Source organism: Xanthomonas sp. LMC-A-07 (genome assembly GCF_030208825.1).
Lineage (GTDB): Bacteria > Pseudomonadota > Gammaproteobacteria > Xanthomonadales > Xanthomonadaceae > Xanthomonas > Xanthomonas campestris.
On the sequence record NZ_JARVTF010000005.1, the window covers coordinates 691,827 to 715,668 of the forward strand.

At 65.8% G+C, this 23,842-nt stretch carries 14 protein-coding genes; 10 read left to right on the forward strand and 4 right to left on the reverse strand.

Going from position 1 to position 23,842, the window contains the following annotated elements; all coding sequences use genetic code 11:
* Window positions 1-184 precede the first annotated feature (184 nt).
* From QRM89_RS06010 to QRM89_RS06020, 3 genes are all read left to right on the forward strand, one after another.
* Window positions 185-1,288 (forward strand): sensor histidine kinase, encoded by a 1,104-nt coding sequence (locus tag QRM89_RS06010; RefSeq protein WP_285447519.1) that lies wholly within the window; start codon window positions 185-187, stop codon window positions 1,286-1,288.
* Complete coding sequence (locus QRM89_RS06015; protein ID WP_042595540.1) at window positions 1,285-1,917, forward strand: response regulator transcription factor; 633 nt, start codon at window positions 1,285-1,287, stop codon at window positions 1,915-1,917. The genes QRM89_RS06010 and QRM89_RS06015 overlap by 4 nt, the downstream gene beginning before the upstream one ends.
* 406 nt (window positions 1,918-2,323) lie before the next feature.
* Window positions 2,324-2,707 carry a hypothetical protein gene (locus tag QRM89_RS06020; RefSeq protein ID WP_161963463.1) on the forward strand — a complete coding sequence of 128 codons (384 nt, stop codon included), beginning with the start codon at window positions 2,324-2,326 and terminating at the stop codon, window positions 2,705-2,707.
* A 209-nt stretch (window positions 2,708-2,916) separates the two neighbouring features.
* On the opposite strand, the gene QRM89_RS06025 is transcribed toward QRM89_RS06020, so the two are convergent.
* The gene (locus tag QRM89_RS06025; RefSeq protein ID WP_042595542.1) at window positions 2,917-3,327 is read right to left on the reverse strand and encodes a hypothetical protein; all 411 of its coding nucleotides are present in this window, start codon (window positions 3,325-3,327) and stop codon (window positions 2,917-2,919) included.
* Window positions 3,324-6,665, reverse strand: coding sequence for a winged helix-turn-helix domain-containing protein (locus QRM89_RS06030; RefSeq protein ID WP_285447520.1), 3,342 nt, complete (start codon window positions 6,663-6,665; stop codon window positions 3,324-3,326). Before QRM89_RS06030 ends, QRM89_RS06025 begins: the two co-directional genes overlap by 4 nt.
* Window positions 6,666-7,211: 546 nt before the next feature.
* Here QRM89_RS06030 and fabV point away from each other — a divergent pair.
* On the forward strand, window positions 7,212-8,420 hold the full coding sequence (fabV, locus tag QRM89_RS06035) for an enoyl-ACP reductase FabV (protein WP_042595545.1): 1,209 nt from the start codon (window positions 7,212-7,214) through the stop codon (window positions 8,418-8,420).
* Between the two features lie 211 nt (window positions 8,421-8,631).
* On the forward strand, window positions 8,632-8,919 hold the full coding sequence (locus QRM89_RS06040) for a hypothetical protein (protein ID WP_042595570.1): 288 nt from the start codon (window positions 8,632-8,634) through the stop codon (window positions 8,917-8,919).
* A 36-nt stretch (window positions 8,920-8,955) separates the two neighbouring features.
* On the opposite strand, the gene QRM89_RS06045 is transcribed toward QRM89_RS06040, so the two are convergent.
* Window positions 8,956-10,209: an SGNH/GDSL hydrolase family protein gene (locus QRM89_RS06045; protein WP_042595546.1), complete on the reverse strand. Its 1,254-nt coding sequence runs from the start codon at window positions 10,207-10,209 to the stop codon at window positions 8,956-8,958.
* 154 nt (window positions 10,210-10,363) lie between these two features.
* Window positions 10,364-11,386, reverse strand: coding sequence for a sugar kinase (locus QRM89_RS06050; RefSeq protein ID WP_042595547.1), 1,023 nt, complete (start codon window positions 11,384-11,386; stop codon window positions 10,364-10,366).
* Between the two features lie 286 nt (window positions 11,387-11,672).
* On the opposite strand from QRM89_RS06050, the gene QRM89_RS06055 reads away from it, so the two are divergent.
* From QRM89_RS06055 to QRM89_RS06075, 5 genes are all read left to right on the forward strand, one after another.
* A complete protein-coding gene (locus tag QRM89_RS06055) occupies window positions 11,673-14,441 on the forward strand; it encodes a TonB-dependent receptor (RefSeq protein ID WP_019237087.1) in 2,769 nt (922 codons plus the stop codon).
* Between the two features lie 178 nt (window positions 14,442-14,619).
* The gene (locus tag QRM89_RS06060) at window positions 14,620-17,820 is read left to right on the forward strand and encodes a TonB-dependent receptor (protein ID WP_011035378.1); all 3,201 of its coding nucleotides are present in this window, start codon (window positions 14,620-14,622) and stop codon (window positions 17,818-17,820) included.
* 12 nt (window positions 17,821-17,832) lie between these two features.
* On the forward strand, window positions 17,833-18,810 hold the full coding sequence (locus tag QRM89_RS06065; protein WP_285447521.1) for a pectinesterase family protein: 978 nt from the start codon (window positions 17,833-17,835) through the stop codon (window positions 18,808-18,810).
* Complete coding sequence (pelA, locus tag QRM89_RS06070; protein ID WP_115572191.1) at window positions 18,810-19,853, forward strand: pectate lyase; 1,044 nt, start codon at window positions 18,810-18,812, stop codon at window positions 19,851-19,853. The genes QRM89_RS06065 and pelA overlap by 1 nt, the downstream gene beginning before the upstream one ends.
* 113 nt (window positions 19,854-19,966) lie before the next feature.
* Window positions 19,967-23,827, forward strand: a complete 3,861-nt coding sequence (locus tag QRM89_RS06075; protein ID WP_285447560.1) for a LamG-like jellyroll fold domain-containing protein — start codon at window positions 19,967-19,969, stop codon at window positions 23,825-23,827.
* Window positions 23,828-23,842 lie beyond the last annotated feature (15 nt).

Here is a 23,842-nt window from a genome sequence, read left to right on the forward strand (position 1 = left end):
GGTGCCCTGCAGCGTGTTTCCAGCGCCTGCATCACCTGGCAGAACCGTCACTCGGCCAGTGACCCCAGTCTGCCCAGGCGCGGCACCGGCCACAGTGGCCGCAGGTCATCGATCCCACCTGCCGGAAGTCACTTTCTGCATCGCCGCCATTGCTGTTGGCGGGTGCGGCGGTCAGCATCGCCGCATGACAACTCTCCTGCGTGATCTGCTCAAACCCCTGAACCTGGCCGGCGTGTTCACCATCGCCGCGGTCGCCCTGTCGTTCGGCCAGGATCTCGCGCCGCACGGGCTGTGGCGCTGGGCCACGGTGATCGGCTTCACCGCCCTGTTCCTGTTTCGCGCGTTGCTGCCGCCACGGCCGCTGCCACAGCATGCGGCGCTGCTGCTGCAGGCCCTGCTGGCGGTGGCACTGATCTGGCTGGAACCACGCACCGGCACCTCGCCGGTGCTGCTGGTGCTGGTGGCCGCGCAGGCGGCCATGCGCTGGCAGCCGCCGCAGGTGCTGGCGCTGATGCTGGTGTTGAACGCGGCCATGTACGCGGTGTTCGTGCAGGCGGGTGTGCCGCGTCCCTTCCTGCTGGTGGCCATCTACACCAGCTTCCAGGCGTTTGCCGCGCTCACCGCCAACTACGCACGCAGCGCCGAGCGCGCCCGCGATGCGCTGGTCTACGTCAATGCCGATCTGCTGGCCACCCGTGCGCTGCTGGCCGACAGCGCCCGCGACGCCGAGCGGCTGCGCCTGGCCCGCGAGCTGCACGATGTGGCCGGCCACAAACTCACCGCCATGCGCATCCACCTGCGCCTGCTGCGGGCCGAACCGGCGCTGGCCCCGCGCGAGGACCTGCGCATGCTGGAGCAGTTGTCCGGCGAGCTGCTGGGCGATATCCGCAGCGTGGTGCAGTCCTTGCGCGACGATGCCGGGCTGGATCTGCACACCGCACTGCACGCGTTGGCCGCGCCGTTCCCGCGGCCAGCATTGCGGCTGCAGATCGATGCGCAGGTACGCGTGAGCGACCCGCAGGTGGCCGAAGCGCTGGTGCGGCTGGTGCAGGAAGCGCTGACCAACGCCGCCCGCCACGGCGATGCCGACACGGTGACCGTGGCGGTGCGCTGCGACGCCGGCGCATTGTGTGTGGACATCCAGGACGATGGCCGCTGCGCCGAGCAGATCCACGAAGGCAACGGCATCGCCGGCATGCGCGAACGCCTGGCCGCGCTGAGCGGTCAGCTCGACCTGCGCCGCGCCGCCCACGGCGGCCTGCACCTCACCGCCAGGCTGCCGGCATGAGCGCGCTCCGGATCGCCCTGGCCGATGACCAGGTGCTGGTGCGTGCGGCCTTGCGCGCGCTGTTGCAGCAGCAGGGCATTACCGTGGTTTGCGAGGCCGACGACGGCCAGGCCCTGCTCGATGCGCTGGCCACGCACCACGTGGACGTGGTGCTCAGCGACATCCGCATGCCCGGCCTTGACGGCATTGCCGCGCTGGAACAATTGCGCGCGCGCGGCGACCGCACCCCGGTGCTGCTGCTCACCACCTTCGACGACAGCGACCTGCTGCTGCGTGCCTGCGAGGCCGGCGCGCAGGGGTTCCTGCTCAAGGACGCTGCCCCGGACGACCTGCACGAAGCCATCGCCCGCGTGGCCGCCGGCGAGACCCTGCTGCAGCCGGTCAGCACCGACCCGGTACGCGCCCGCTACCAGTTCCGCGACCAGCAGGCCCCGCGCGAGACCTTCAACGAGCGCGAGGTGGCGATCCTGCGCCTGCTCGCCGGCGGCTACTCCAACAAGGAAATTGCCCGCACCCTGTTCCTGGCCGAAGGCACGGTGAAGAACTATGTCTCCACCATCCTGGACAAGCTCGGCACCCGCGACCGCACCCGTGCGGTGCTGAAGGCGATTACGTTGCGGGTGATTTGAGGGCGGGGAATGGGGAGTTGGGAATCGGGAATCGGGAATCGGGAATCGGAAGAGCTATTCCCTGGCCCGGTGAGTGGAGGGGGCTTTGCGTTGGCCTTGCGGTGTTGACGTCGGGTTATTGGTTGAGCTCGGTCTGGCCGGTCGAGCTAGAACGGAGTTCATGGACAGAATCCGGCGGCTAGTCCGTCTCCAAACGGCTGCGGTGGGCTGCGGAACAGGCCCGTTGCGACCAACGCGTGATCTGCGCATGTGGTTGTTTCAGCAAGCATTTCCACGCTTCGGCAGTTTCCAGCAGCAACCGTAAGGTTGCCGTCAGGTCATGCGCCTTGCCAGCCACGAAGGTCGTCCGGCGGCCACGGGAGCCGCTCGGGGACGCGTCGCGCTCCGGTCCGCTGCGGAGTCCGTCATGCGCCTGGTCCGATACCTCATCGTGTTGATCGTCCTGCTCTCCACCAGCGCCTGGGCGGCACCCACCCAGCCCGAACTCCCCGGCGCCTGGGCACGCGCCGCGCTGCACACCCTGCCTCCAAGCGAGCGCGACCTCAAGGTGCTGATCACCCCCTGCGCGGTGGCACCGGGGGCGGCGGCGCCCCGGCCTTGCGCCAGCCTGGCGATCGCCTTGGGCTCAATGGCCTGCGCGCGTAACCGCCGCTGTCCGCCTTGGAACGGCCACGGCGGGGTACCGGGCGGTCTGGCCATCCGCGGCCAGATCAACGTGGCTTTCAGCAACGAGCCCGAGCCGGGCGTACGGTTGCAGCCGCACGCATGGGTGCGCGCAGGGGCGATCTGAAAGTGCTGGCAGCGCCCTGAATATCGGGCAGCGTGGGATCTGTCCGAGCGATGCGCCCGTCTTGCGGGCATGGTCCAGCGAACACCCCGACAAGGCGCCGTTGCAGCATCACGCGCTCAGTCGGTACATCTCATCCACCTGTGATGCGCCATCGGCGGCAACACAAACACCTGTCCAGCGGCCGGCCGCCAGACAGGTGCGGCCATGCCTTACTGCGGGGAGATTTGCGGGTCGTTTCCTACCTGCGGGTCGCAGCTGAACAGCAATTTGCGTTTTTCATCTTCGATGATCACGGTGAAAAAGATCAGCGTTGCCTTGTTGTTTTTGTTCATGACCGAAACACTGCGGCCATCTTCGGCAATGTGAGGCTTCTTGATCTGATCATGCGCATCGGAGCTAAGCAGGCTACGAATGCGGAACTGATAAGGCACCTCATCGTCGAAGCGGTACACCAGGGTCACGTCCTGTTGTCCCTTGCCGACTAGCAGCAGATCCGGTGAGAAACTGTAGAAGTACTCGCCCTTTCCGGTATTGCCGCCAAACTCCACGCGAGCCACGGTCAATGTGATGATCACGGTCGGTTTCGCTTTGCCTTTTTCTTTTGCCTTCAATTCCGTCATGACTTGTCCTGTCCTTTGAAAAGCGGGGCATAGAGGGAGACGAATCCCGGGTGGCGGTAGCCCGCTTGGTACAGCCATCCGAGCTGTTGCGTAACGGCGATGCGTTGCCCCAGATGCACGTGTGCGCGGATCCAGGGGTCAAGCAAATTCTTGTCGCGGCTGTTGCCCGCGTCCTTGCCGAGCACCGCCAGTGCGCGTTGCCACGCCGTGCGCGCACCGGCGTCATCGCCGGCGGCGGCGCGTTGTTCGCCGTGCCAGACCAGCGCCTGGGCCAGCGCTGAAATACCGACCACTTCATCGGGTTTTGCGCGGTGCAGGGTTTCCAGCCGGGCCACGATCGGGGCGAAGTCCTGCGCCAGCGGCGGTGTGCGCGCGGCCTGCATGCGCAGCGCGATGATGGCATCCAGCCATTGCCATTCCGGCAGTGGCTGCGCCTGTTGCAGCAGCTCGGCCATGGTCTGCTGCGCGCGTGCCAGCTGCTGCGCGGCGTCCCCTGCGTGCCCATCCAGCGCGGCCACCCAGCCGGCCTGCGCATAGGCGTGCGCCAGGTCGCGCCGCCACGCCACATTGTCCGGCTGCAGCGCCGCCAGCGGCTGCAGCAGACGCAGACTTTCGCGCGCATCTTGCTGCGCCTGCACCAGCTGGCCACGCGCCAGCGCCAGGTTGGACGTGCGAATCAACGAGCCGGCCAGGCGCCGCCGCCACGCATGTGCATCCGGGTCTTTATCCACCAGCACCCGCAGCATGGCGAGTTGCTCGCGATAGCCCTGCTCGGCCGGCGCCAGCAGGCCCTGGTTTTCCTGTGCAAGGCTCAGCCCCGAGAGGCTGTCGATCAATTCATAACGCAGCGATGCGTTGTCCGGCGTGCGCGCTACCAGCACGCGCTTGAGTGCGATGTCGCGCGCAAAGAATCCAATCGCTGTTGTGGCATTGCCTTGCGTGGTGGCGAGCATCGCCAGGTTGTTGAGTGCGTACGACAACTCCAGCTGCCAGCGCGGATCGTCCGGTTTGGCGCGCACCAGCCATTCGCTCGCGGCCAGATACTGCGCCCAGTGCCGGCGCGCCAACGGGAACTGCTTGTTGCGGTAGGCCATGGCGCCCAGCCAATACGCCGCCTGGCCGGTTTCCGCATGCGCCTCCAAGACATCCGGGGCAAGCGTACGTGCCTGCGCGGCGGTGGCTGCGGCGCGGGTGAAGGCCGCATGCGCCTGGTCCAGCTTGCCCTGATTCATCAGCACTTCGCCGGTGGTACGCAGGGCGCGGGCGTGGTTGATCAGATCGCCGGCCTGCATGCTGGCATTGGGCAGTTCTTCCAGATACCGCAGTGCGCGCGTGCCCACGCTGTCGAGCAGTTTGAGGTTGCCCACGGTGCGCAATTGCTCGGCCAGATCGCCCAGCATGTAGCCCACCAGTTGTTGCGCTTCGTCGCGGCGTTGTTCGGCCACTTGCTGCGCCTGCCGCGCCTGCCAGCCCAGCAGCAGCGACGCGCTGGCCAGCACCACCAGCAAGGCGGCGGCCGCGGCATACAGTCCGCGCCGTTGCCGGTGCGCGCGCTCGCAGGCGTGCAGGAACGCCAGGTCCAGCGCGTCCAGGTCCTGCGGCATGCGCCGCGCCGCTTCGCGCGCCTCGCTCAGGGGGCGGCCGCTGTTGAGCAGGTGATCGTCACGGCGGCCCTCGCTGGCCCAGCGCTGCGCGGCCAGTTGCAGGCGCTTGCGTGCCTGCAGCAGGCGGCGGTTTTCATGGATCCATTCGCTGGCGCGCGGCCATTGCCGCAGCAAGGCTTCGTGCGCCACCGCAAAGCCCGGCTCGCCGGCAACCAGTTCGCTGACGAACAGGCGCGCCTGCACGAAGGCATCCACCAGTGCGCGCGCGCCGCTGGCATCGGGCAATGCCGACCACACCGCCCGCCGCGCCGTAACGGCTGCGCTGTCGGGGTGGATCACGCTCACCTGGGTCAGTACGTCGCCCAGGTGAGCCTGCGCAGGGGTGGGCAGGGCGCGGAAGGTCTGTTCGGCATGGTGCGCCAGTGCGCCTTCCAGCCCACCCAGTGCGCGATACGCGGCAAAGGTGAGCAAACCATCGTCGCTGCGGCGTTCGTGCAGCGCCTGCAGCAGATGCTGCAGCAGCGGCAATGCATCGGGTTGGCGCGCGGTGGCGTCGCGCAGCACATCGTCCAGGCGGCTGGCGCTGTCGTGGTCTTCTTCGAAACGCAGCCCGGCCATCGCCGCGGGCACGCGGATGATCTGGCCGATCTCGCCGTCGCGTGGCGGCAGCAGATCCACATGGCCGTCGCCACGTTTGAGTTCCACCAGCTCCGGCACCGCTTCGATCAGCCGCGGATAGAAATCGCTGCGGGTCACCATCAACACCGCCACGTGCGTGCTGGCGCAGAGCGCCTGCAGCAACGCCGTGCAAGCCGCGCGGTCCTGCGCGGTGATGCCGGGCGTGGCCACCAGCGCTTCGGCATGGTCGATGACCAGCAACAGATGGCGGTGTGTCTGCACGGTCTCGCGGGCGGGGGCGGCGTGGCGCATCGCCTCGGCAATGGCCGCATGCAACGCCGCCGGCTGCGTCAGCCACTGCGTGCAGGTGGCCATCTGCGCGGCAGAAAACACCGCGCGCCCGTCCGCTGCCCACTCGGCCAGTGCACGCGTCAGGGTGTCGGCCACATCGCCGCCGCGGCACGCCGCCAGGCTGCAATACGCCACCGCCACCGCCTGCAGGCCATCCAGCCCGCCGGGCTGCGCCAGCAACGGCACCACACCGGCGCGCAGCAACGAGGTCTTGCCGCAGCCGCTGGCCCCGCTGAGCAGCACCAGCGCGCGCTGGCTCTGCAACTGCGCGCGCACTGCGGCAAGCACCTGCGCAATGGCGTGGCTGCGGCCGAAGAACACCTCCGCATGGTCCGGGTCGAACGCGCGCAGGCCCACGTACGGGCTGCCGTGCCCCCACGCACCCATGCCCGGCAACGCACCGCGGTAATCCTCGGGAAAGATCACCTTCGGCAGCAGTCGGTAACCACGTTTGCGGATGGTTTCGATGAAGCGTGGCTGGCGGCTGTCGTCGCCCAGCTTGCGGCGCAGCTGGGCGATGGTCTTGTGCACCGGGTTGTCGCCGTAAAAGCTGCCGTGCCAGACATCGATCAGCAATTGCTCGGCGCTGATCACCTCGCCGGCGCGCTCGGCCAGCGCCACCAGTACCTCCATCATGCGCGGCTCCAGCGTGATGTTTTCGCCGTCGCCAATCAGCGTGAGCCGCTCCGGCTCGACCAGCAATGGCCCAAGGCGGAACCGCGGGACAGAGCCCAGCTGCGTGACGCGCTCGCTTCGGAGGGACATTCGCTTGACTACCGGTCGTACAGCTGAAAGGGGCCTTGACGATCGCCAATAGGGCGCGGACAGGCACGGCACGGCAGGGCCGGAACATAGCACAGCCACTGGTGCCGAAATTCGACCATGGTCTCTGTTCGCGGCGCGGCGTCTGGGGTCACGCCAAGGTGTGCTGTGAAGGTGCATTGCGGGCGCCCACGCACTGAGGTGAAGGTGCGCTGCCTCGGCATCGGCGCGCATGTTGCACCTGAGGCACAGGCACCGGTTGCGTGCGCAGCGCTGCCGACCGATACGCTTCCATACAGCAGCGTGTGGAAGCGCGCGTAGTGCGATGCAGGCACTGGCCGTCACGCCAGCCAGCGCATTCAGTGCCGCGCCGTTGCACGTCCGCGCGCTGCATGCGCACGCGATGCCCGTGCGCGAGGTGCATTGGCGCACAAGCGATTCACCCGTCGCGTGGGTGTGCAGGCACCGCCTGGGTGGCGCGTGCGACCTACCCCAGCGCGCTGTCAGGCCCTAAGATGCCGCCAGCATCTTGCTGACCAGGAGTCCACGTTGATCATCCATCCCAAAGTGCGCGGCTTCATCTGCACCACCACGCATCCCCTCGGCTGCGAGCGCAACGTGCTCGACCAGATTGCCGCCACGCGTGCGCGCGGCGTGCGCAACGACGGCCCGAAGAAGGTGCTGGTGATCGGCGCATCCAGCGGCTACGGCCTGGCCTCGCGGATCACCGCGGCCTTCGGTTTCGGCGCGGACACGCTGGGCGTGTTCTTCGAAAAACCCGGCAGCGACAAGAAGGCCGGCACCGCCGGCTGGTACAACTCGGCTGCCTTCGACACGCATGCCAAGGCCGCCGGCCTGTACAGCAAATCGATCAATGGCGATGCGTTCTCCGATGAAGCACGTGCCAAGGTCATCGAGCTGATCAAGACCGAGATGGGCGGGCAGGTGGACCTGGTGGTGTATTCGCTGGCCTCGCCGGTCCGCAAGCTGCCGAGCACCGGGGAAGTGAAGCGTTCGGCGCTCAAGCCGATCGGCAACACCTACACCGCCACCGCCATCGACACCAACAAGGACACCATCATCCAGGCCTCGATCGAGCCGGCCACCGAGCAGGAGATCGAAGACACCATCACCGTGATGGGCGGGCAGGATTGGGAGTTGTGGATCGACGCGCTGGACGGCGCCGGCGTGCTCGCCAAGGGCGCGCGCAGCGTGGCCTTCAGCTACATCGGCACCGAGATCACCTGGCCGATCTACTGGCACGGCGCGCTGGGCAAGGCCAAGGTCGACCTGGACCACACCGCTCAGCGGCTGGATGCGCGCCTGCAGGCCAGTGGCGGCGGCGCCAATGTGGCCGTGCTCAAGTCGGTGGTGACCCAGGCCAGCGCGGCCATCCCGGTGATGCCGCTGTACATCTCCATGGTCTACAAGATCATGAAGGAAAAGGGCCTGCACGAAGGCACCATCGAACAGCTTGACCGCCTGTTCCGCGAGCGCCTGTACCGCGAAGACGGCCAGCGCGCCGAAGTGGATGAGCAGAACCGCCTGCGCCTGGACGACTGGGAACTGCGCGACGACGTACAGGACGCCTGCAAGGCGCTGTGGCCGCAGGTCACCACCGAGAACCTGTTTGCCCTCACCGACTACGTCGGCTACAAGCACGAGTTCCTCAAGCTGTTCGGCTTCGAGCGCGACGACGTGGATTACGACGCCGATGTGGATCCGGACGTGAAGTTCGATTGCATCGAGTTGGGGTGATTGCCGAGATTAGGGATTAGGGATTAGGGATTAGGGATTCGCAAGAGCCGTGGCGTCATGTCACGGCTCTTGTGCAGCACGCAGTGTCTTTGACGCATACGCTTTGGCCTGCCAGCCAAGGCGTTGCGACGAATCGCTGACGTGTCTGTACATCGCTAAAAAGCAGCGTCGTCCTTGAATCTCATCCGCACAGCATGGAGCGCACGACGTGTTGGACAAATTAATCATTTTTCTGCTGCTGGCCCTGTTGGTCAGCGTGATTTGTGCCGTGCTGTTGCGGTTCGCCACGCTGCACTGGTCACTCAAGGCCATCATCAATCTGGTGATCACTACCGCCGTTGTCTGTGCGGTGGTCATGCAAGACGGCTCGGCGCCACCGCTTCAGTTCGCACTGATGATCACGCTTTTTTTCAGCGTACCGGCCTCGCTGTGCGTGGTCCTGCTGAGCGCGACGCTGAAATGGTTCACCAACAAACGCCGCGCCCGCGCGCCCGCCTGATACGCGTCAGCGCAGCGAATAACAGGTAGCGCGCGCTCAGCGGAAAAGCGTCACGTCGATCGCGTCCGCCATGGCCGCATAGCCGGCATCGTTGGGGTGGAGCCGGTCGCGGGATGCAAAGCGGGCTTGAAGCTGGAGCGGATGCTCGGCATCGCGCAGCACCGCATCGAAATCGATCACTGCATCGAACGCGTGGCTGTTGCGGATCCATGCGTTGACCGTCTGCCGAGCCGCCTCTTTCTGCGGCGAGTAAAAGCCGGGGACTGTATTGCCGGCGAACGGCGTCAAGGTCGCGCCGATTACCTTGATCCCATGGTCGTGCGCGCGTGCGATGAGCTGCCGGTAGGCGCTGATCACGTGCTCCGCGGTTCTCACCTCTGTCGGCGGCGCAAAGTAACGCGAACCGATCTTGACCCCCGGCGCGGCGATGTCGTTGATCCCTTCCAGCAGCACGATGTGCGTCACGCCCGGCAGCGCCAGGACATCCCGGTCGAAGCGGGCCAAGCCGCTTGCGCCGTACCCCTCATGCGACAACTGATTGCCGGCGATCCCGGCATTCACCACGGACAGGCCAGGGTCGGTCGCTGCCACGCGCTGTGCGAATTGGGCTGGCCAGCTGCGGTCAGCGTCGGTCGTGGACCCCGCACCGTCGGTGATCGAGTCTCCGAATGCCACCAGCAACCGCTGCGCACGTGCCTGCGGTACCAACACCGCACTGATCGCGATGGACGAGGTGGACGTCGCGGCCGGCGCGATGGACGTCTCTCGCGTGTGGTCGCCGGGTGTGCTCACCACCGCGCGCTTGAGCGCCAGGGAGTGCAGCGTGTTGGACGTGACCCGCTCCGGAAAGAACAGGCTGATGCCGACCTGTGCACCCTGCGCAACCTGCAGATCGACCGGGTCGCTGAGGATGGGAGCGCCTGCGGGGATGCTGACGGAGGACTGCCCGCCGAAGGTGAGCTGACGCAGCGAAGCTGGTTCCACGGTCGAAGCATCCTTCGCCACGGCGATGGAGGCCGACCCAATGGTCAGCGGTGATGCACTCAGTTCGTTGGACAGGCGCACACGCAGCTGGGTACCGCCGATGGACATGCGAACACGCTGCCGTACCGTCTGCCCGTCGATGTTTGCCAGCGGCTCTTCCGCATCGGCCTCCCCGGCCTGTGGGCTGGTGGCCCAGCTGGCAATCCATCCCGGCTGGGCTGACGGCGTCTGTGCGTAGGACGGGCAGGGGCATGCGCCGCCCATCAGTGCGGCGACGAGGGCGGCGGCGATCGCGATGCCGCTCATGGCAGCATCACGGTCTGATGGGAAGCATCCATAGATATCTCGGAAAATCCGGAAAGGCCTGCAGTCTATCGAGAAGCGCCGGTCCCCGATTGCAGGGAAGGCAGCATGGGCAGGGGACGCCGCGCATCCCCACGTCAGATTCCCCACTCCCGATTCACCGCTTCACATCAAACCGCGCATCGCCCACACACGCCTGCACATCTGCCACCGAGAGCGGATTGAAATCGCCCGGAATTGAGTGCTTTAAGCAGCCGGCGGCCAGGCCGAAGCGCACCGTGTCGTCCAGCGACCAGCCTTCGATCAGGCCGTGCAACACACCAGCTGCAAACGCATCGCCACCGCCGATGCGGTCGATGATCGGGGTGAGTTCCTCGCTCGGCGCACGTGCCACCTCGCCATCGCGCGGCACCAGCATTGCGCCCAGGCTGTGGTGGTCCACGTTGTGGGTGGTGCGCTGGGTGCAGGCCATCAGCTGCAGCTGCGGGAAGGCCGCAAATGCCTGCTGCGCGGCCGCTTCCACACGTGCTTCCAGCGTGTCCTGCGGAAACTCGCCGCCCAGCACCACGCCGATGTCGCGATAGTCCGCAAACACCACGTCCGCACACGCGAACAGGTCGTGCAGGATGCCGCGCGCATCGCCTTGCCAGCGCTGCCACAATTTGGGCCGGTAGTTGCCGTCGAACGACACCTTCACCCCGGCCGCGCGCGCGGCGCGGGCGGCGGCCAGCGTGGCCTGGGCCACATCGGCGCCCAACGCGGGGCTGACCCCGGACAGGTGCAGCCACTGCGCACCGTCAAGCAGGCGCGGCCAGTCGTAGGCATCGGCCGGCGCCAGCGCAAAGGCCGAATCGGCGCGGTCGTACACCACCTCGCTGGGCCGGTGGATCGCACCGGTGGTGAGGAAGTACAGCCCCATGCGGCCATCCACCCGCCGCACGTGGCGGGTATCGACGTCGTGCCGGCGCAGCTCGCCCAGCACCGCCGCGCCCAGCGGGTTGTCGGCCACCGTGCTCACCATCGCCACGTCGTGGCCGAAGTGCGCCAGCGACACGCCCACGTTCGCCTCGGCGCCACCGCAGTGCACCTCCAGTCGCGGTTGCTGCAACAGCAGCTCGTGACCGGGCGCCCCCAGGCGCAGCAACAACTCACCAAAGCACAGGATGCGGGCACGACTCATACGGCAATTACCTCGGCTGTGTGGTGCGTCACGGGGTGGGGGATTCCGCGCGCGTTAGGATGACCATCGGTGTCATTCTAGCTGTCGCCTGACACGTCCGGCGATGACCATGATGCGACGCTCAGTGACGGCTTGCATCCCTTTGGGGCGAATTTGGTGACGTTTTCTGCTGCGCTGCAAGATGTTGCGGGGCGATTCAGCTGGTAACGTCGTTTTGACCAGCGGTGTCATTGCCGCTCACAACCAGACATTTCACATTGTTCATGGACCCTTGGGAGGGGAGGACATGCAATTTCGGACCACCAACCGGAAGACACCGGTTACCTTGCTGGCGCTGTCGATCGGCCTGGCACTGAGCGGCCACGTGGCCGCACAAGATGCAGCACAAACCCCTGCCGAACCCGCCGTGGACCTGGACACCGTCACGGTGACCGGTTACCGCGCCAGCGTGGAAAAGGCCCTGGACATCAAGCGCGGCGAAGCCGGCGTGGTCGATGCGATTGTCGCCGAGGACATTGGCAAGTTCCCCGACCTCAACCTGGCCGAGTCGCTGCAGCGCATCCCCGGCGTGGTGATCACCCGTGAAGCCGGCGAAGGCCGCGCCATCTCGGTCCGCGGCCTGGGCCCGGAGTTCACCCGCGTGCGCATCAACGGCATGGAAGCGCTCACCACCGTAGGCGCCGGCGACCAGAGCGGCGGCACCAACCGCGGCCGTGGCTTCGACTTCAACGTGTTCGCCTCGGACCTGTTCTCGCAGCTGATCGCCCGCAAGACGGCCTCGGCCGATGTGGAAGAGGGCTCGCTGGGCGCCACCGTCGACCTGCGCACCGCGCGCCCGTTCGACTACAGCGGCTTCACCTTCGCCGCCAGCGGCCAGGCCGGCTACAACGCGATGGCCGAAAAGGCCAATCCGCGCGTGGCCGCGCTGATCTCCAACACCTGGGCCGACAACACCTTCGGCGCCTTGCTGTCGGTGGCCTACACCGAGCGCGAAGTGCTGGAAGAAGGCTCCAACACCGGCCGTTGGGCCAATGGGCCGAGCAACGGCGGCTTCAGCGCCACCTCGCCGTTTGCCGCGGCACGTTCGGCGGATGTGTATCACCCGCGCTTCCCGCGCTACACCCAGCAGATCCACGACCAGCAGCGCCTGGGCGTCACCGGCTCGCTGCAGTGGAAGCCCTCCGACCGCACCACGCTGTCGCTGGACATGCTGTATTCCAAGATCGATGCCAAGCGCGATGAGCACTACATCGAAGCGATCTCCTTCAGTCGCGGCGGCAATGCGCGCCCGGTGCTGGTCGGCAAGCCGGCCACCGTTGTGCGCAACGGCGAGATCCGCAACAACGCGCTGGTGTATGGCGAATTCGACAACGTCGATATCCGTACCGAAAACCGCCACGACGAGTGGAACACCGAGTTCAAGCAGATCAGTTTCGACGTGGAGCACCGCTTCAGCGACGACTTCAGCATGAACGCGCGCATCGGCACCTCGCGCTCCGCGCACGAGAACCCGGTGCAGACCACCATCATCATGGACAAGTACGACGTCGACGGGTACAGCTACGACTACCGCGGCAACAACCGCGCGCCGGTGCTGAACTACGGTATCAATCCGACCGATCCCACCGGCTGGGAACTGGCGGAAATCCGCCTGCGTCCGCAGACGGTGGACAACGACTTCGACACCGGCCAGATCGACTTCAACTGGAACATCAGCCCCGGCTTCCGCCTCAAGGGCGGTGTGCTGGCCAAGAACTACACCTTCAGCACGGTGGAGTTGCGCCGCGCCAACGAGTTGTCGGTGCCGACCTTCGCCAATGGCACGCGCATCGTGCCGGCCGATCTCACCGAACAGGCCGGGCTCAAGGGCATCAACGGCAGTCCCGCTGCGTGGGTCGTGCCCAACCTGGACGCCGTGGCCGACCAGTTCGGCATCTACAGCAACAGCGGCACCTTTGCTGTGGCCCCGCGCGTCAACAACAGCCGTAGCGTCGAAGAAAAAGACCGCGGCGTGTGGTTGATGGGCGAGTTCTCCACCGACCTGGGCTCGATTCCGTTCTCCGGTAATTTCGGCGTGCGTTACGTGCGCACCGAGCAGGAATCCACCGGCTATGCGTTGATCAACAACGCACCGGCGCTGACCACCGTGGGCCGCAAGTACAACAACACGCTGCCCTCGTTCAACCTGGTCGCCGAACTGGCACCGGACCTGCTGCTGCGTCTTGGCGCGGCCAAGGTGATGTCGCGTCCCGGCCTGGGCAGCCTCACGCCCGGCGTGACCGTGGCCGTGGCCGGCGGTGCGCGCACCGTGGCCGGCGGCAACCCGGATCTGGACCCGATCGAAGCCACCAACGTCGACCTCGGCCTGGAGTGGTACTTCAACGAAGGCGCGATGGTCGGTGTGGGCCTGTTCTACAAGGACATCGAAAGCTTCATCCAGACCGCGCGCGAAGTGCGTCCGTATTCCAGCAGCGGCCTGCCGGCCTCTTTGCTGGAAGGCACCGGCGCCAGCGTCAATGACGACTTCGCCTTCAGCATCCCGCTCAATACCCCGGGCGGCGAATTGAAGGGCGTGGAAGCCAACTACGTGCAGCCGTTTACGTTCCTGCCGGGCAAGTGGGCCAACCTGGGCGTGCAGCTCAACTACACCTGGGTGGATTCGCAGATCCAGTACCTGGCCAGCAGTGGCGCGCCGGTGATGAAGAACGACCTGCTCGGCCTGTCGCGCTCGTCGTGGAATGCCACGCTGTTCTACGAAGGCGACACCTTCGCAGGCCGCATCTCCGCCACCAACCGCGACGACTACCTCACCCAGGCACCGGGTGCGGAAGCCGGCTTCAACGTGGACGGTGTGCACGGCATGACCGGCACCACCATCCTCGATGCGTCGCTGCGCTACAAGATCAGCAAGCAGCTGGAACTGAGCCTGGAAGGCATCAACCTCACCAACGAAGCCTCCGACGAGTGGGTGTCGTCGCCGCGCACCGGCCAGCTGCCGCTGCAATACGGTGAAACCGGCCGCCAGTACCTGCTGGGCCTGCGCTACAAGTTCTGAGTGTCACCCGCCCGCTGCGCACACGCGCAGCGAGCCCCATTCCAAACGCTTGATCGCCGTGCATGCGCTGCCGATGTGCACGCATGCAACGCGGTGGGCGTGATGTTTCGTTCGACGCCGGTGGCCTAGGGGGGCTGAGCGCGTCATTGCACCTCAGTGCCCTGGAGAGAGCCGCATCATGCAAGCCCGTTCGTGTCGTCCTGCCCAAGAGGCGGGCGCCCGCCTGTCCGCCGCGCGTTTGTCGGTGGCCATCGTTCTGGCCCTGCACGGTGTCGGCGCTGCCGCGCAAACCGTGGGCCCGCCGGCCACCCCGGCCGATGCGGTGGACCTGGACCGCGTGCAGGTCAAGGCCACTTATCGTGAAAGCCTGCAGCAATCGCTGGACGCCAAGCGCTACAGCGTGGAGCAGGTGGATGCGATTTACGCCGAAGACATCGGCAAGTTTCCCGATCTGAATCTGGCCGAATCGATGCAGCGCATCGCCGGTGTGTCCATTGACCGCGAAGGCGGCGAGGGCAAGCAGATTTCGGTGCGCGGCCTGGGCTCGGATTTCACCCGCGTACGCATCAACGGCCTGGAAGCATTGGCCACCGCCGGCAGCGGCAGCGATGGCGTCAACCGCAGCCGCGGCTTCGACTTCAATACTTTCGCCTCGGAACTCTTCAGCCGCGTCACCATCAGCAAGACCCAATCGGCGCAGACCGACGAAGGCTCGCTGGGCGCCACGGTGGATCTGCGCGGCTCGCGCCCGTTCGACTTCGACGGCTTCGAAGCGGCCGCCTCCACCCAGTACGGCTACAACGATCTCTCGCGCGAACAAGACCCGCGCTTTTCCGGCCTGATCAGCAACATCTGGGCCGATGGCCGCTTCGGCGCATTGATGTCGGTGTCCTACAGCGAGCGGCATCTGCGCGAAGAAGGCTACAACCCGGTGCGCTGGGAGCACGGCAACTACCGCAACTCCAACCAGAGCACCGCCACCAACAACGGCACCTACGGCTTCTGCTCGCCGGTGGGCTACAACCCGCAGACCCCGCGCAACCCGTTGTCGAACGAAACGCGCGCCGGCGTGGGCTCGCAGGCCAACCAGGACCGCAACAACGGCTGGGGCAGCTACGGCATCAGCGCCACCACCTGCGGCACCGGCATCGCGCGCCCGGCCAACACACCGGAAAACATCCAGGCCTACGAAACGGCCACCGATGCGTGGATTCCGCGCTACCCGCGCTACATCCGCACCGATCACGAGATCAAGCGCCTGGGCGTCACCGGCGCGCTGCAGTTCAAGGTCAGCGACGACACGCTGCTGAATTTCGACATGCTGTATTCCAAGCTGGACAAGGACCAGCGCGAAGACTCGGTCGGCGCCAATCTGCACCGCACCGCCAACTTCGGCGGCAAGACCCAGATTGCAGTGCGCGAAGCGCAGGTGGACGAGCAAAACCGCCTGGTTTACGGCGTATTCGACAACGTCGACTACCGCACCGAATCCAGCAGCATCGAAGAATCCACCGAGTTCAAGCAATTCAGCCTGGACCTGCAGCACCGCTTCAATGACCAGGTGCGCATGACCGCGCTGGTCGGCCATTCCACCTCCGATTACGAGCGGCCGGTGTTCTCGCTGGTGAGCTTCGACAACACCAACCTGGATGGCTTCGTGCTGGACCGGCGCGGTGGTGGCGACTACCCGAGCATGACCTTCCCGTTCAACGCCGCCGATGCCAATAACTGGCAATGGCTGGGCTATGGCGCGGTGCCGGTGAACAGCAATGGCACTGCGCGCGGCACCAACATCAGCGAGGTGCGCCTCAACCCGCAGTCGGTGAGCAACACCTTCGATACCGCCAAGGTGGACCTGGAATTCAACATCAGCCCCACCTTCACCTTCCGCACCGGGCTGGCCTACAAGGACTACGACATGGAGACGTCGGAGTCGCGGCACGTCTCCTACGGGCGCCTGGCGCAGGGCTTGCCTGCCGGCGTGGGCGTGGGTGACCTGAGCACCACGCTGGATGGCTTTGGCCGCAGCTTGAACGGCAACTTCCCCACCAGTTGGGTGATTCCGGATTTCCAGAAAGTCGCCGACCTGCTCAACATCAATTGCAATTGCGACACCGGCGTGCCGGGCGGCGATTACCGGTTGGCCGATGTCGGCCACTTCGGTTCGTCCAACAACAACTTCCAGGTCAACGAAAAGAGCCTGGGCACCTACCTGCAGCTGGACTTCAACACCGACCTGTGGGGCCGCGCGCTACGCGGCAACCTGGGCGTGCGCTATGTGCAGACGCAGATCGCCGCCAGCGGCTATGCACCGTGCACGGCCACCGCCAGCGGTGCGATTTCGCCAGCCTGCGAATCGTTCTTTGGCGTGGCCAGCGCCACTGCCGCGGCCGGTGAGCGCCTGCTGGTGCCCACCACCGTCAACCACAACTACCGCGACATCCTGCCTTCGTTGAACCTCTCCTGGGATGTCAGCGATGAGGTGGTGCTGCGCTTCGGCGCGGCAAAGACCATGGCGCGGCCCACGCTGGCGTACCTGTCGCCCAGCGTCAGCGGCGGCCCCACCCAGTTCTTCGATGACGGGCGCTTTTTCTCGATCAACCTGGGCAACCCCAAGCTCGACCCGTTCCGCTCCACCAACTACGACCTCAGCGCCGAATGGTATTTCCGCGAAGGCTCGCTGTTGTCGGCGGCGGTGTTCTACAAGGACATCGACAGCTACGTGCAGCGCACCCGCGTGCTCACCACCTGGGAAGCGATGGGCTACTCGCTGGATCTGCTGCCCGCAGGCTTTACGCCGGACACCATTTTCAATGTGCAGAGCTACTTCAACACGCCCGGTGGCCCGCTCAAGGGCTTCGAGCTGACCTACCAACAGGCGTTCGATTTCCTGCCCGGCTTCTGGCGCAACTTCGGCATCCAGCTCAACTACACGCAGGTCGATTCCAAGATCAATTACCTGTTCAGCACCGCCGGCAACAGCAATACCAGCATCACCACCACCACCACCGAGCGCGACCTGCTCAACCTCTCTCCGCAGTCCTACAACGCCACCGTCTACTACGACGACGGCCGCTTCAGTGCGCGCGTGTCCACCAGTTACCGCGATGGCTACATCAACAACATCCTCGCCCAGGAAGACGTCTACAACCTCGATGGCCAGCGCCTGGCCACCGCCGATGTCACCGGCAAATACAGCGTGGAAAACGTCGATTTCAACATGTCCTACAAGATCAGCGACCACCTGTCGCTGACCTTCGAGGCCATCAACCTGCTCGATACCCCCGACCGCCGCTACGTCGATTCCGCACTGGAACTGCCCGACAAATACACCGTCACCGGGCGCCAGTACTACGTCGGCGCGCGCTACAAGTTCTGACAGGAGCAACGCATGCAACCGCATCGCAGGATCGTGTTACGTACTCTCGCTGCCGCCGCCTTGCTGGCCGGACTGTCGCTCGGCAGCTCCGCGGCCATCGCTGCCGACCCGGTTTACACCGTGGCCAAGCAGGGCAGCGCCGGCTACCGCACCGTGCAGGCCGCCATCGACGCCGCCGTACAGGGCGGCAAACGCGCGCAGATCAACATCGGCGCCGGCACCTATCAGGAACTGATCGTGGTGCCGTCCAACGCACCCGCGCTCAAGCTCACCGGCGCCGGCGCCACCCAAACCGTCATCACCTACGACAACTACGCCGCGCGCATCAATCCGGCCACCGGCGCTGCGTACGGCACCTCCGGCTCGTCTAGCGTCATCATCGCCGGCAATGACTTCACCGCCGAGCAACTGAGCTTCGGCAACCACGCAGGCCCGGTGGGGCAGGCGGTGGCGGTGCGTGTGGATGGCGACCGCGCGGCGTTCCGCAATGTGCGCTTCCTCGGCTACCAGGACACGCTGTACCTGCGCGGCGCCAAGCTCTCGTATTTCCTCGACTGCTATGTCGAAGGCACCGTGGATTTCGTCTTCGGCGCCGGCACTGCCCTGTTCGAAAACGTGCAGCTGCATTCGCTGGGCGATGGCTATCTCACCGCTGCCTCCACGCCGCAGGAGAGCGCACGCGGCTTTGTGTTTCGCAATGCACGCATCACCGCCGCCAGCGGTGTCTCGCGCGTGTTCCTGGGCCGGCCGTGGCGGCCGTACGCCAGCGTGAGTTTCATCACTAGCCAGCTCGGCGCGCACATCGTGCCCGAAGGCTGGAACAACTGGGGCAACGCGGCCAACGAGGCCACCGCCCGCTACAGCGAATACCAGAACACCGGCGCCGGGGCCAACCCGTCGCGCCGCGTGAAATGGTCACGCCAGCTCACCGCCGCACAGGCCGCTGCGCTGGACCGCTCCACCGTGCTGGGCTCCTGGAGGCCGTTCTGATGAACCGTTCGCGCACGCTGCACCTGTCCACGCTCGCCTTCGCCGGCGCCCTGTTGCTTGCACCACTGGCGGCCATGGCCGACCACATCGCCGACAACATGCTGCTGCTGCAGACCGCCTCCGGTGGTTGGTCCAAGCAGTACAAGGGCGTGGCGGTGGACTACACCCGTACCTTCACCGCCGCCGAAATCGCCGAGCTCAAGCAACCCGGGCGCAAGGACGACGCCACCATCGACAACAAGGCGACCACGTACGAAATCACGTACTTGTCCACCGCCTTCAAGAACGAAAAGAACGCCACGTACCTGGCCGCCGCCAAGCGCGGCGTGGACTACCTGCTCAAGGCGCAATACGCCAACGGCGGCTGGCCGCAGTTCTACCCGGACCTGTCGTCCTACCACCACCAGATCACCTACAACGACGACGCCATGGTGCGCGTGCTCAACCTGTTGCAGGACATCGGCGAGGGCAAGGGCGACACCGGCGCGCAGCTGCGTGGCAGCCACGGCGCACGCGCGCAGCAGGCGGTGACCAAGGGCCTGGAATGCGTGCTGGCCACCCAGGTCAAGATCGGCGGCACGCTCACCATCTGGGGCGCGCAGTACGACGAAGTCACGCTCAAGCCGGCCAAGGCGCGTGCGTATGAGCTCGCTTCGCTGTCGTCCAGTGAGTCGGTGAGCATCGTGCGGTTCTTGATGCGCCAGCCCAACCCCTCGGCCAAGATCAAGACCGCGGTGCAAGCGGCCGCCACCTGGTTCGACACCCATCGCATGCGCGATCTGGCCACCAAGAAGATCGACGACCCCACCCAGGAAACCGGCAAGGATGTGATCCTCGTCGCGCAACCGGGTGCGTCATTATGGGCGCGCTTCTACGACCTGCAGAATCAACGTCCGCTGTATGCCAACCGCGAAGGCGTTGCATTGACCGACTACATGAAAGTGCCCAACGAGCGCCGCGTCGGCTACGCCTGGCATGGCACCTGGCCGGACAAGTTGTTGAAGGAGGACGTGCCCAAGTGGCGCGCCGCCAATGGCCTGTAAGGTGGGCTGAGCAAGTGCGTCGCCGCCACCGCCAACCAGGCGGTGGCTGTTTTACATGGTGAACAGTACGTGGTGAACAGTACGAGGTGAGCGTGTCGAAGGTTTTGTTGGGAATGCTGTGCATGATCGCGCTGCCGCTGAGCGCGGCCACCCCCACCGCGCCGGAACTGTTGTTCCGTGTCTCGGCCGACCGCAGCCTGGAGGCCGATGTTGCCCGCGGCGATGGCGTGCCCAACTTCCGCGACAAGATCGCGCTGGTGCCCACCGGCAAACGCGGCAACGCCATCGAATGGGCCGACGACGGCGTGCTGTCGTGGAATGCGCCCGGCAACCTCTACACCCAGCGCGGCACGCTGAGCTTCTTCTGGCGCGCGCGCTATGCCGTTGGCGAAGCACCATTCGTGATCTTCCGTGTCGGCTACGCCGACCACACCAGCTGGGACATGGCTTGGCTGCGCATCGACTGGAACGGCCACGGCTTCGATGCCTTCGTCACCGACGCCAACCTGGCGCGCACCCGCGTCTCCTTCAAGCTGGATAAACATCCCACTGCCAGCGACTGGACCCACATTGCGTTTGCCTGGGATGAAACCCGCGGCGTGCGCCTGTACGTGGATGGCAAGGAAGCCGCGCGCGTGGACTGCGGCCAACCGTGCGCCAGCGGTGGCTCGCTCGACTTCGACGCCGCGCTCGACCAGTTCGGCCTGGCCGGCCGCGTGATGTCGCCGCACCAGGTGCAGAGCCGCTACAACTTCCTGCGCGGCAGCGACTTCGACGAGATCCGCATCTACGACCGCATGCTCGATGGCGCCGGCGCCGCCGCACTGGCGCGCCTGCAGGAGCCCACCAGCGCTGAAGCACCCACCAGCGATGCGCAACACGCCGCCTTCCTGCACCGCTTCGGCTGGGACAACGGCCACGCACCGCCCGCACTCACCGCACCGGCCACCCGCATCCGCAAGGTGGAATTCACCGACGCGCGCGATCTCAAGCAATGGATGTGGAAGGCCACCGACGGCATCGCCGAAACCACCTGGCCCGGCGTCTATAACCGTTCGCGCCTGCCCGGCCGCAACGACTACTTCCAGCTGCCCGACTGGAACACCTACGTCGAAGGCGGCAAGGCGCTGGACCTCACCCTGCCAGACGAGCCGGTCAACCGCATCGAGCTGCGCGGCGCCGCCTACGGCCAGGCCAGCTACACCGCGCCCACCGCCACCGGTGCAGCCAACGCGCAAGCGCAGCCGCTGTTCGACCGCAAGCAAGGCGTGGTGCGCAGCGTCGATACGTTTGCCGAGCGCCGCGGCGGCACGCTGCGCTTTGCCAACACCGCGCAGGAAACCCCCATCCAGGAAATCTGGGCCTACAACGTGCAGCCAGGCGAGGTACCCGCCGGCAGCGCGCAGCTCAGCTACACCGTGCGCAGCGACATCCAGCCCGACTACGACAACCTCGCCACGCTGCGCGACGTCATCGCCGGCCGCTACCCGCTGGGCGAGCGCGAGACCGTGGTTGCGCTGCCCACCAAGGCGCCGGCCCGCAAGCGCCCCAGCGACAAGACCGCCGCCAGCAGCGCGCAGCACCCCATCGTGCACATCCTGGTGCCGTCCAGCCTGGGCGACCCGCCGCCAGACCAGCCGCTGATGCGCAGCTGGTCCTACGGCTGGGAAAACATGCACGACGGCCTCGATGGCATCGCCATCACGCTGCCCGCGCTCAACCTGCCGGCCACCCATAACGGCAGCATCCCGCTCAACATCCGCATCAAGGACCCCATCTGGCCCGCACGCGACATGATCGATGTCTCGGTCGCGGTCACCCCCGGCCAGCCCCGCACGTTGTGGCTGGATCTGCGCGATCGCATCCTGAGCAACGACAGCCTGATGCTCAGCATCGCCGCCGCCGCACCCGGCTTCGATGCCAACGCGCTCGATGGCACCCAGTTGCAGCTGGTGTTCAAGCCACGCAACGAGGCCCTCAAAGAGCACGTCGCCGACCGCTTCAACCAGGTCAAGGACAACTGGGGCTTTTTGGTGGAAGAACACACCACCTCCAAGCGCCAGCTGCTCTACAAGCGGCTGGATGCCGACATCACCGACCTGCTGCGCGTGGACCCGGACCACGCCCTCGGCCGCCAGTACTGGAACGACATCAGCTACGCCAACCAAGGAACGCTGCCCGTGGACATGCCCAGCGTGCCCAAGGGCGTGCCCGCCTGGGCGTTCTGGCAGCTGCAAGACCTCAGCGCCACGCGCCGCTACATCCGCTGGTGGATCGAGCAGCGCCAGGTGCCGTACGGCGATTTCGGCGGCGGCATCTCGGATGATTCGGACCTGGTGCAGCAATGGCCCGGCGTCGCCCTGATGGGCGTGGACCCGGACATGCTCAACGCCTCCATGCTCGCGCTGTCCGATGCCAACTACCGCAACGGCATGTTCACCAACGGCCTGTCCACCATCGAAACCGACGAGCTGCATGCCTACGAAGAAGGCATCAACCTCAACAGCGCCCTGCTGTATCTCAACTGGGGCGATCCGCGCACCGTCGAACGCCTGATGGAAACCGTCAAGGCCTTCGACAACATCATCCAGGTCAACCCGCAAGGCCACCTGCTGTTCGCCAGCAACTGGTTCGGCGGCCGCAAGGTCTACCGCGAACCCAACTGGCAATGGCAAAAACCGTATTCGTTCCCGGTGGTGCACCCGGCCATCATCCTGGGCGCCTATAACGCCGACCCCAGCAGCCGCCGCATCGTCACAGGGTTAGCAGACGGCTATCTCGCCCACGCCTACACCAACGCCAAGGGCAACTGGGCGCTGCCTAACGAGATCAACTGGCAAACCGGCAAAACCCGCGGCGGCGAACTGTTCGAAGGCAGCGGCGGCGCCGACACCTTGCACACCTTCTGGGCCGCCTACCGCTTCACCGGCGATGCGCGTTATCTCAAACCCATCAACTACCGCGTCGCCAACAGCGGCCCCAATGGCCTGTCGCTGCTCAACGAAAACTTCCTCGACGTCATGGGCAAGCGCAGCGACTGGAGCGGCAAGCTCATCGACGCCGCCAACAAGGACGACGGCAGCGCCCCGGACTTCCCACACCACGTAGCCTGGGAGCAGACCGGCAACCTCGATTATCTCGCCGCCATTTACCGCAGCGAGGCAAGAGAGAAACTGCAGAACTTCTACATGAACACCGAAGGCCACTGGTGGAGCGACCGCGTGGAATCCCCCACGGTCAACCTGCAACGCGCCCGCTTAGGGGGCGTGGCCCTCAAGCGCAACCAGACCTACCCCGGCCACACCGTGAGCTGGCGCTTCAACGACCCGGAGGCAGCAACCCAAGTGGCCATCGCCATCCCCGCACCCCAGCAAGACCGCTTTACCGTCATCGCCTACAACACATCGAATAAAAACCAGCGCGCCAGCATGACCGGCTGGAACGTCGCCCCGGGCCAATGGCGCATCACCCAAGGCGTGAGCAAAGGCAATGACGGCAAGCTCGACAGCAACGCCAAGACGCAAGAGGTCGCTTTCGAAAAAAGCGTATCCATCGACATCGACTTCCCCGCAGGCCGCACCACCGTCCTGCAGCTCGAACGTATTGCAGCCACCACCCCGGTCGAGCTACGCCCGGACTTGGGCATCGGCCACGGCGATGTGCGCGTGACTGCAGATGCCATCGAAGTGACCGTGCACAGCCTCGGCCATGCCGATGCACCGGCGGGGTTTGTGGTGTTGGAGGATGGGCGTGGGAAGGAGCTGGCAAGAGCCCCATTCCCGGCACTTGCCGCGCCACGCAATCTGCAGCCAATCACCACGCAGGTGCGCCTGCCGCTAACCAACGCGGCAAATCTAAAAACCGCGCATTTGCATGTGGTTGCCGAAGGCAAGGTGCCGGAGATTACCGAACTCAACAATAATCTCGCTATACCCGCACCGGTTGCGCCGACAACCGCAGAAAACCGCCAATAACCCGAGGCACCAAGC

Bases quoted from the DNA above. Each gene is read 5' to 3' on its own strand.
- QRM89_RS06065 (WP_285447521.1), top strand. From the start codon at position 17,833: ATGCAACCGCATCGCAGGATCGTGTTACGTACTCTCGCTGCCGCCGCC.
- QRM89_RS06030 (WP_285447520.1), bottom strand. From the start codon at position 6,665: ATGTCCCTCCGAAGCGAGCGCGTCACGCAGCTGGGCTCTGTCCCGCGG.
- QRM89_RS06050 (WP_042595547.1), bottom strand. From the start codon at position 11,386: ATGAGTCGTGCCCGCATCCTGTGCTTTGGTGAGTTGTTGCTGCGCCTG.
- QRM89_RS06060 (WP_011035378.1), top strand. From the start codon at position 14,620: ATGCAAGCCCGTTCGTGTCGTCCTGCCCAAGAGGCGGGCGCCCGCCTG.
- QRM89_RS06045 (WP_042595546.1), bottom strand. From the start codon at position 10,209: ATGAGCGGCATCGCGATCGCCGCCGCCCTCGTCGCCGCACTGATGGGC.
- QRM89_RS06075 (WP_285447560.1), top strand. From the start codon at position 19,967: ATGCTGTGCATGATCGCGCTGCCGCTGAGCGCGGCCACCCCCACCGCG.
- QRM89_RS06020 (WP_161963463.1), top strand. From the start codon at position 2,324: ATGCGCCTGGTCCGATACCTCATCGTGTTGATCGTCCTGCTCTCCACC.
- QRM89_RS06010 (WP_285447519.1), top strand. From the start codon at position 185: ATGACAACTCTCCTGCGTGATCTGCTCAAACCCCTGAACCTGGCCGGC.
- QRM89_RS06025 (WP_042595542.1), bottom strand. From the start codon at position 3,327: ATGACGGAATTGAAGGCAAAAGAAAAAGGCAAAGCGAAACCGACCGTG.
- QRM89_RS06055 (WP_019237087.1), top strand. From the start codon at position 11,673: ATGCAATTTCGGACCACCAACCGGAAGACACCGGTTACCTTGCTGGCG.
- pelA (WP_115572191.1), top strand. From the start codon at position 18,810: ATGAACCGTTCGCGCACGCTGCACCTGTCCACGCTCGCCTTCGCCGGC.
- QRM89_RS06015 (WP_042595540.1), top strand. From the start codon at position 1,285: ATGAGCGCGCTCCGGATCGCCCTGGCCGATGACCAGGTGCTGGTGCGT.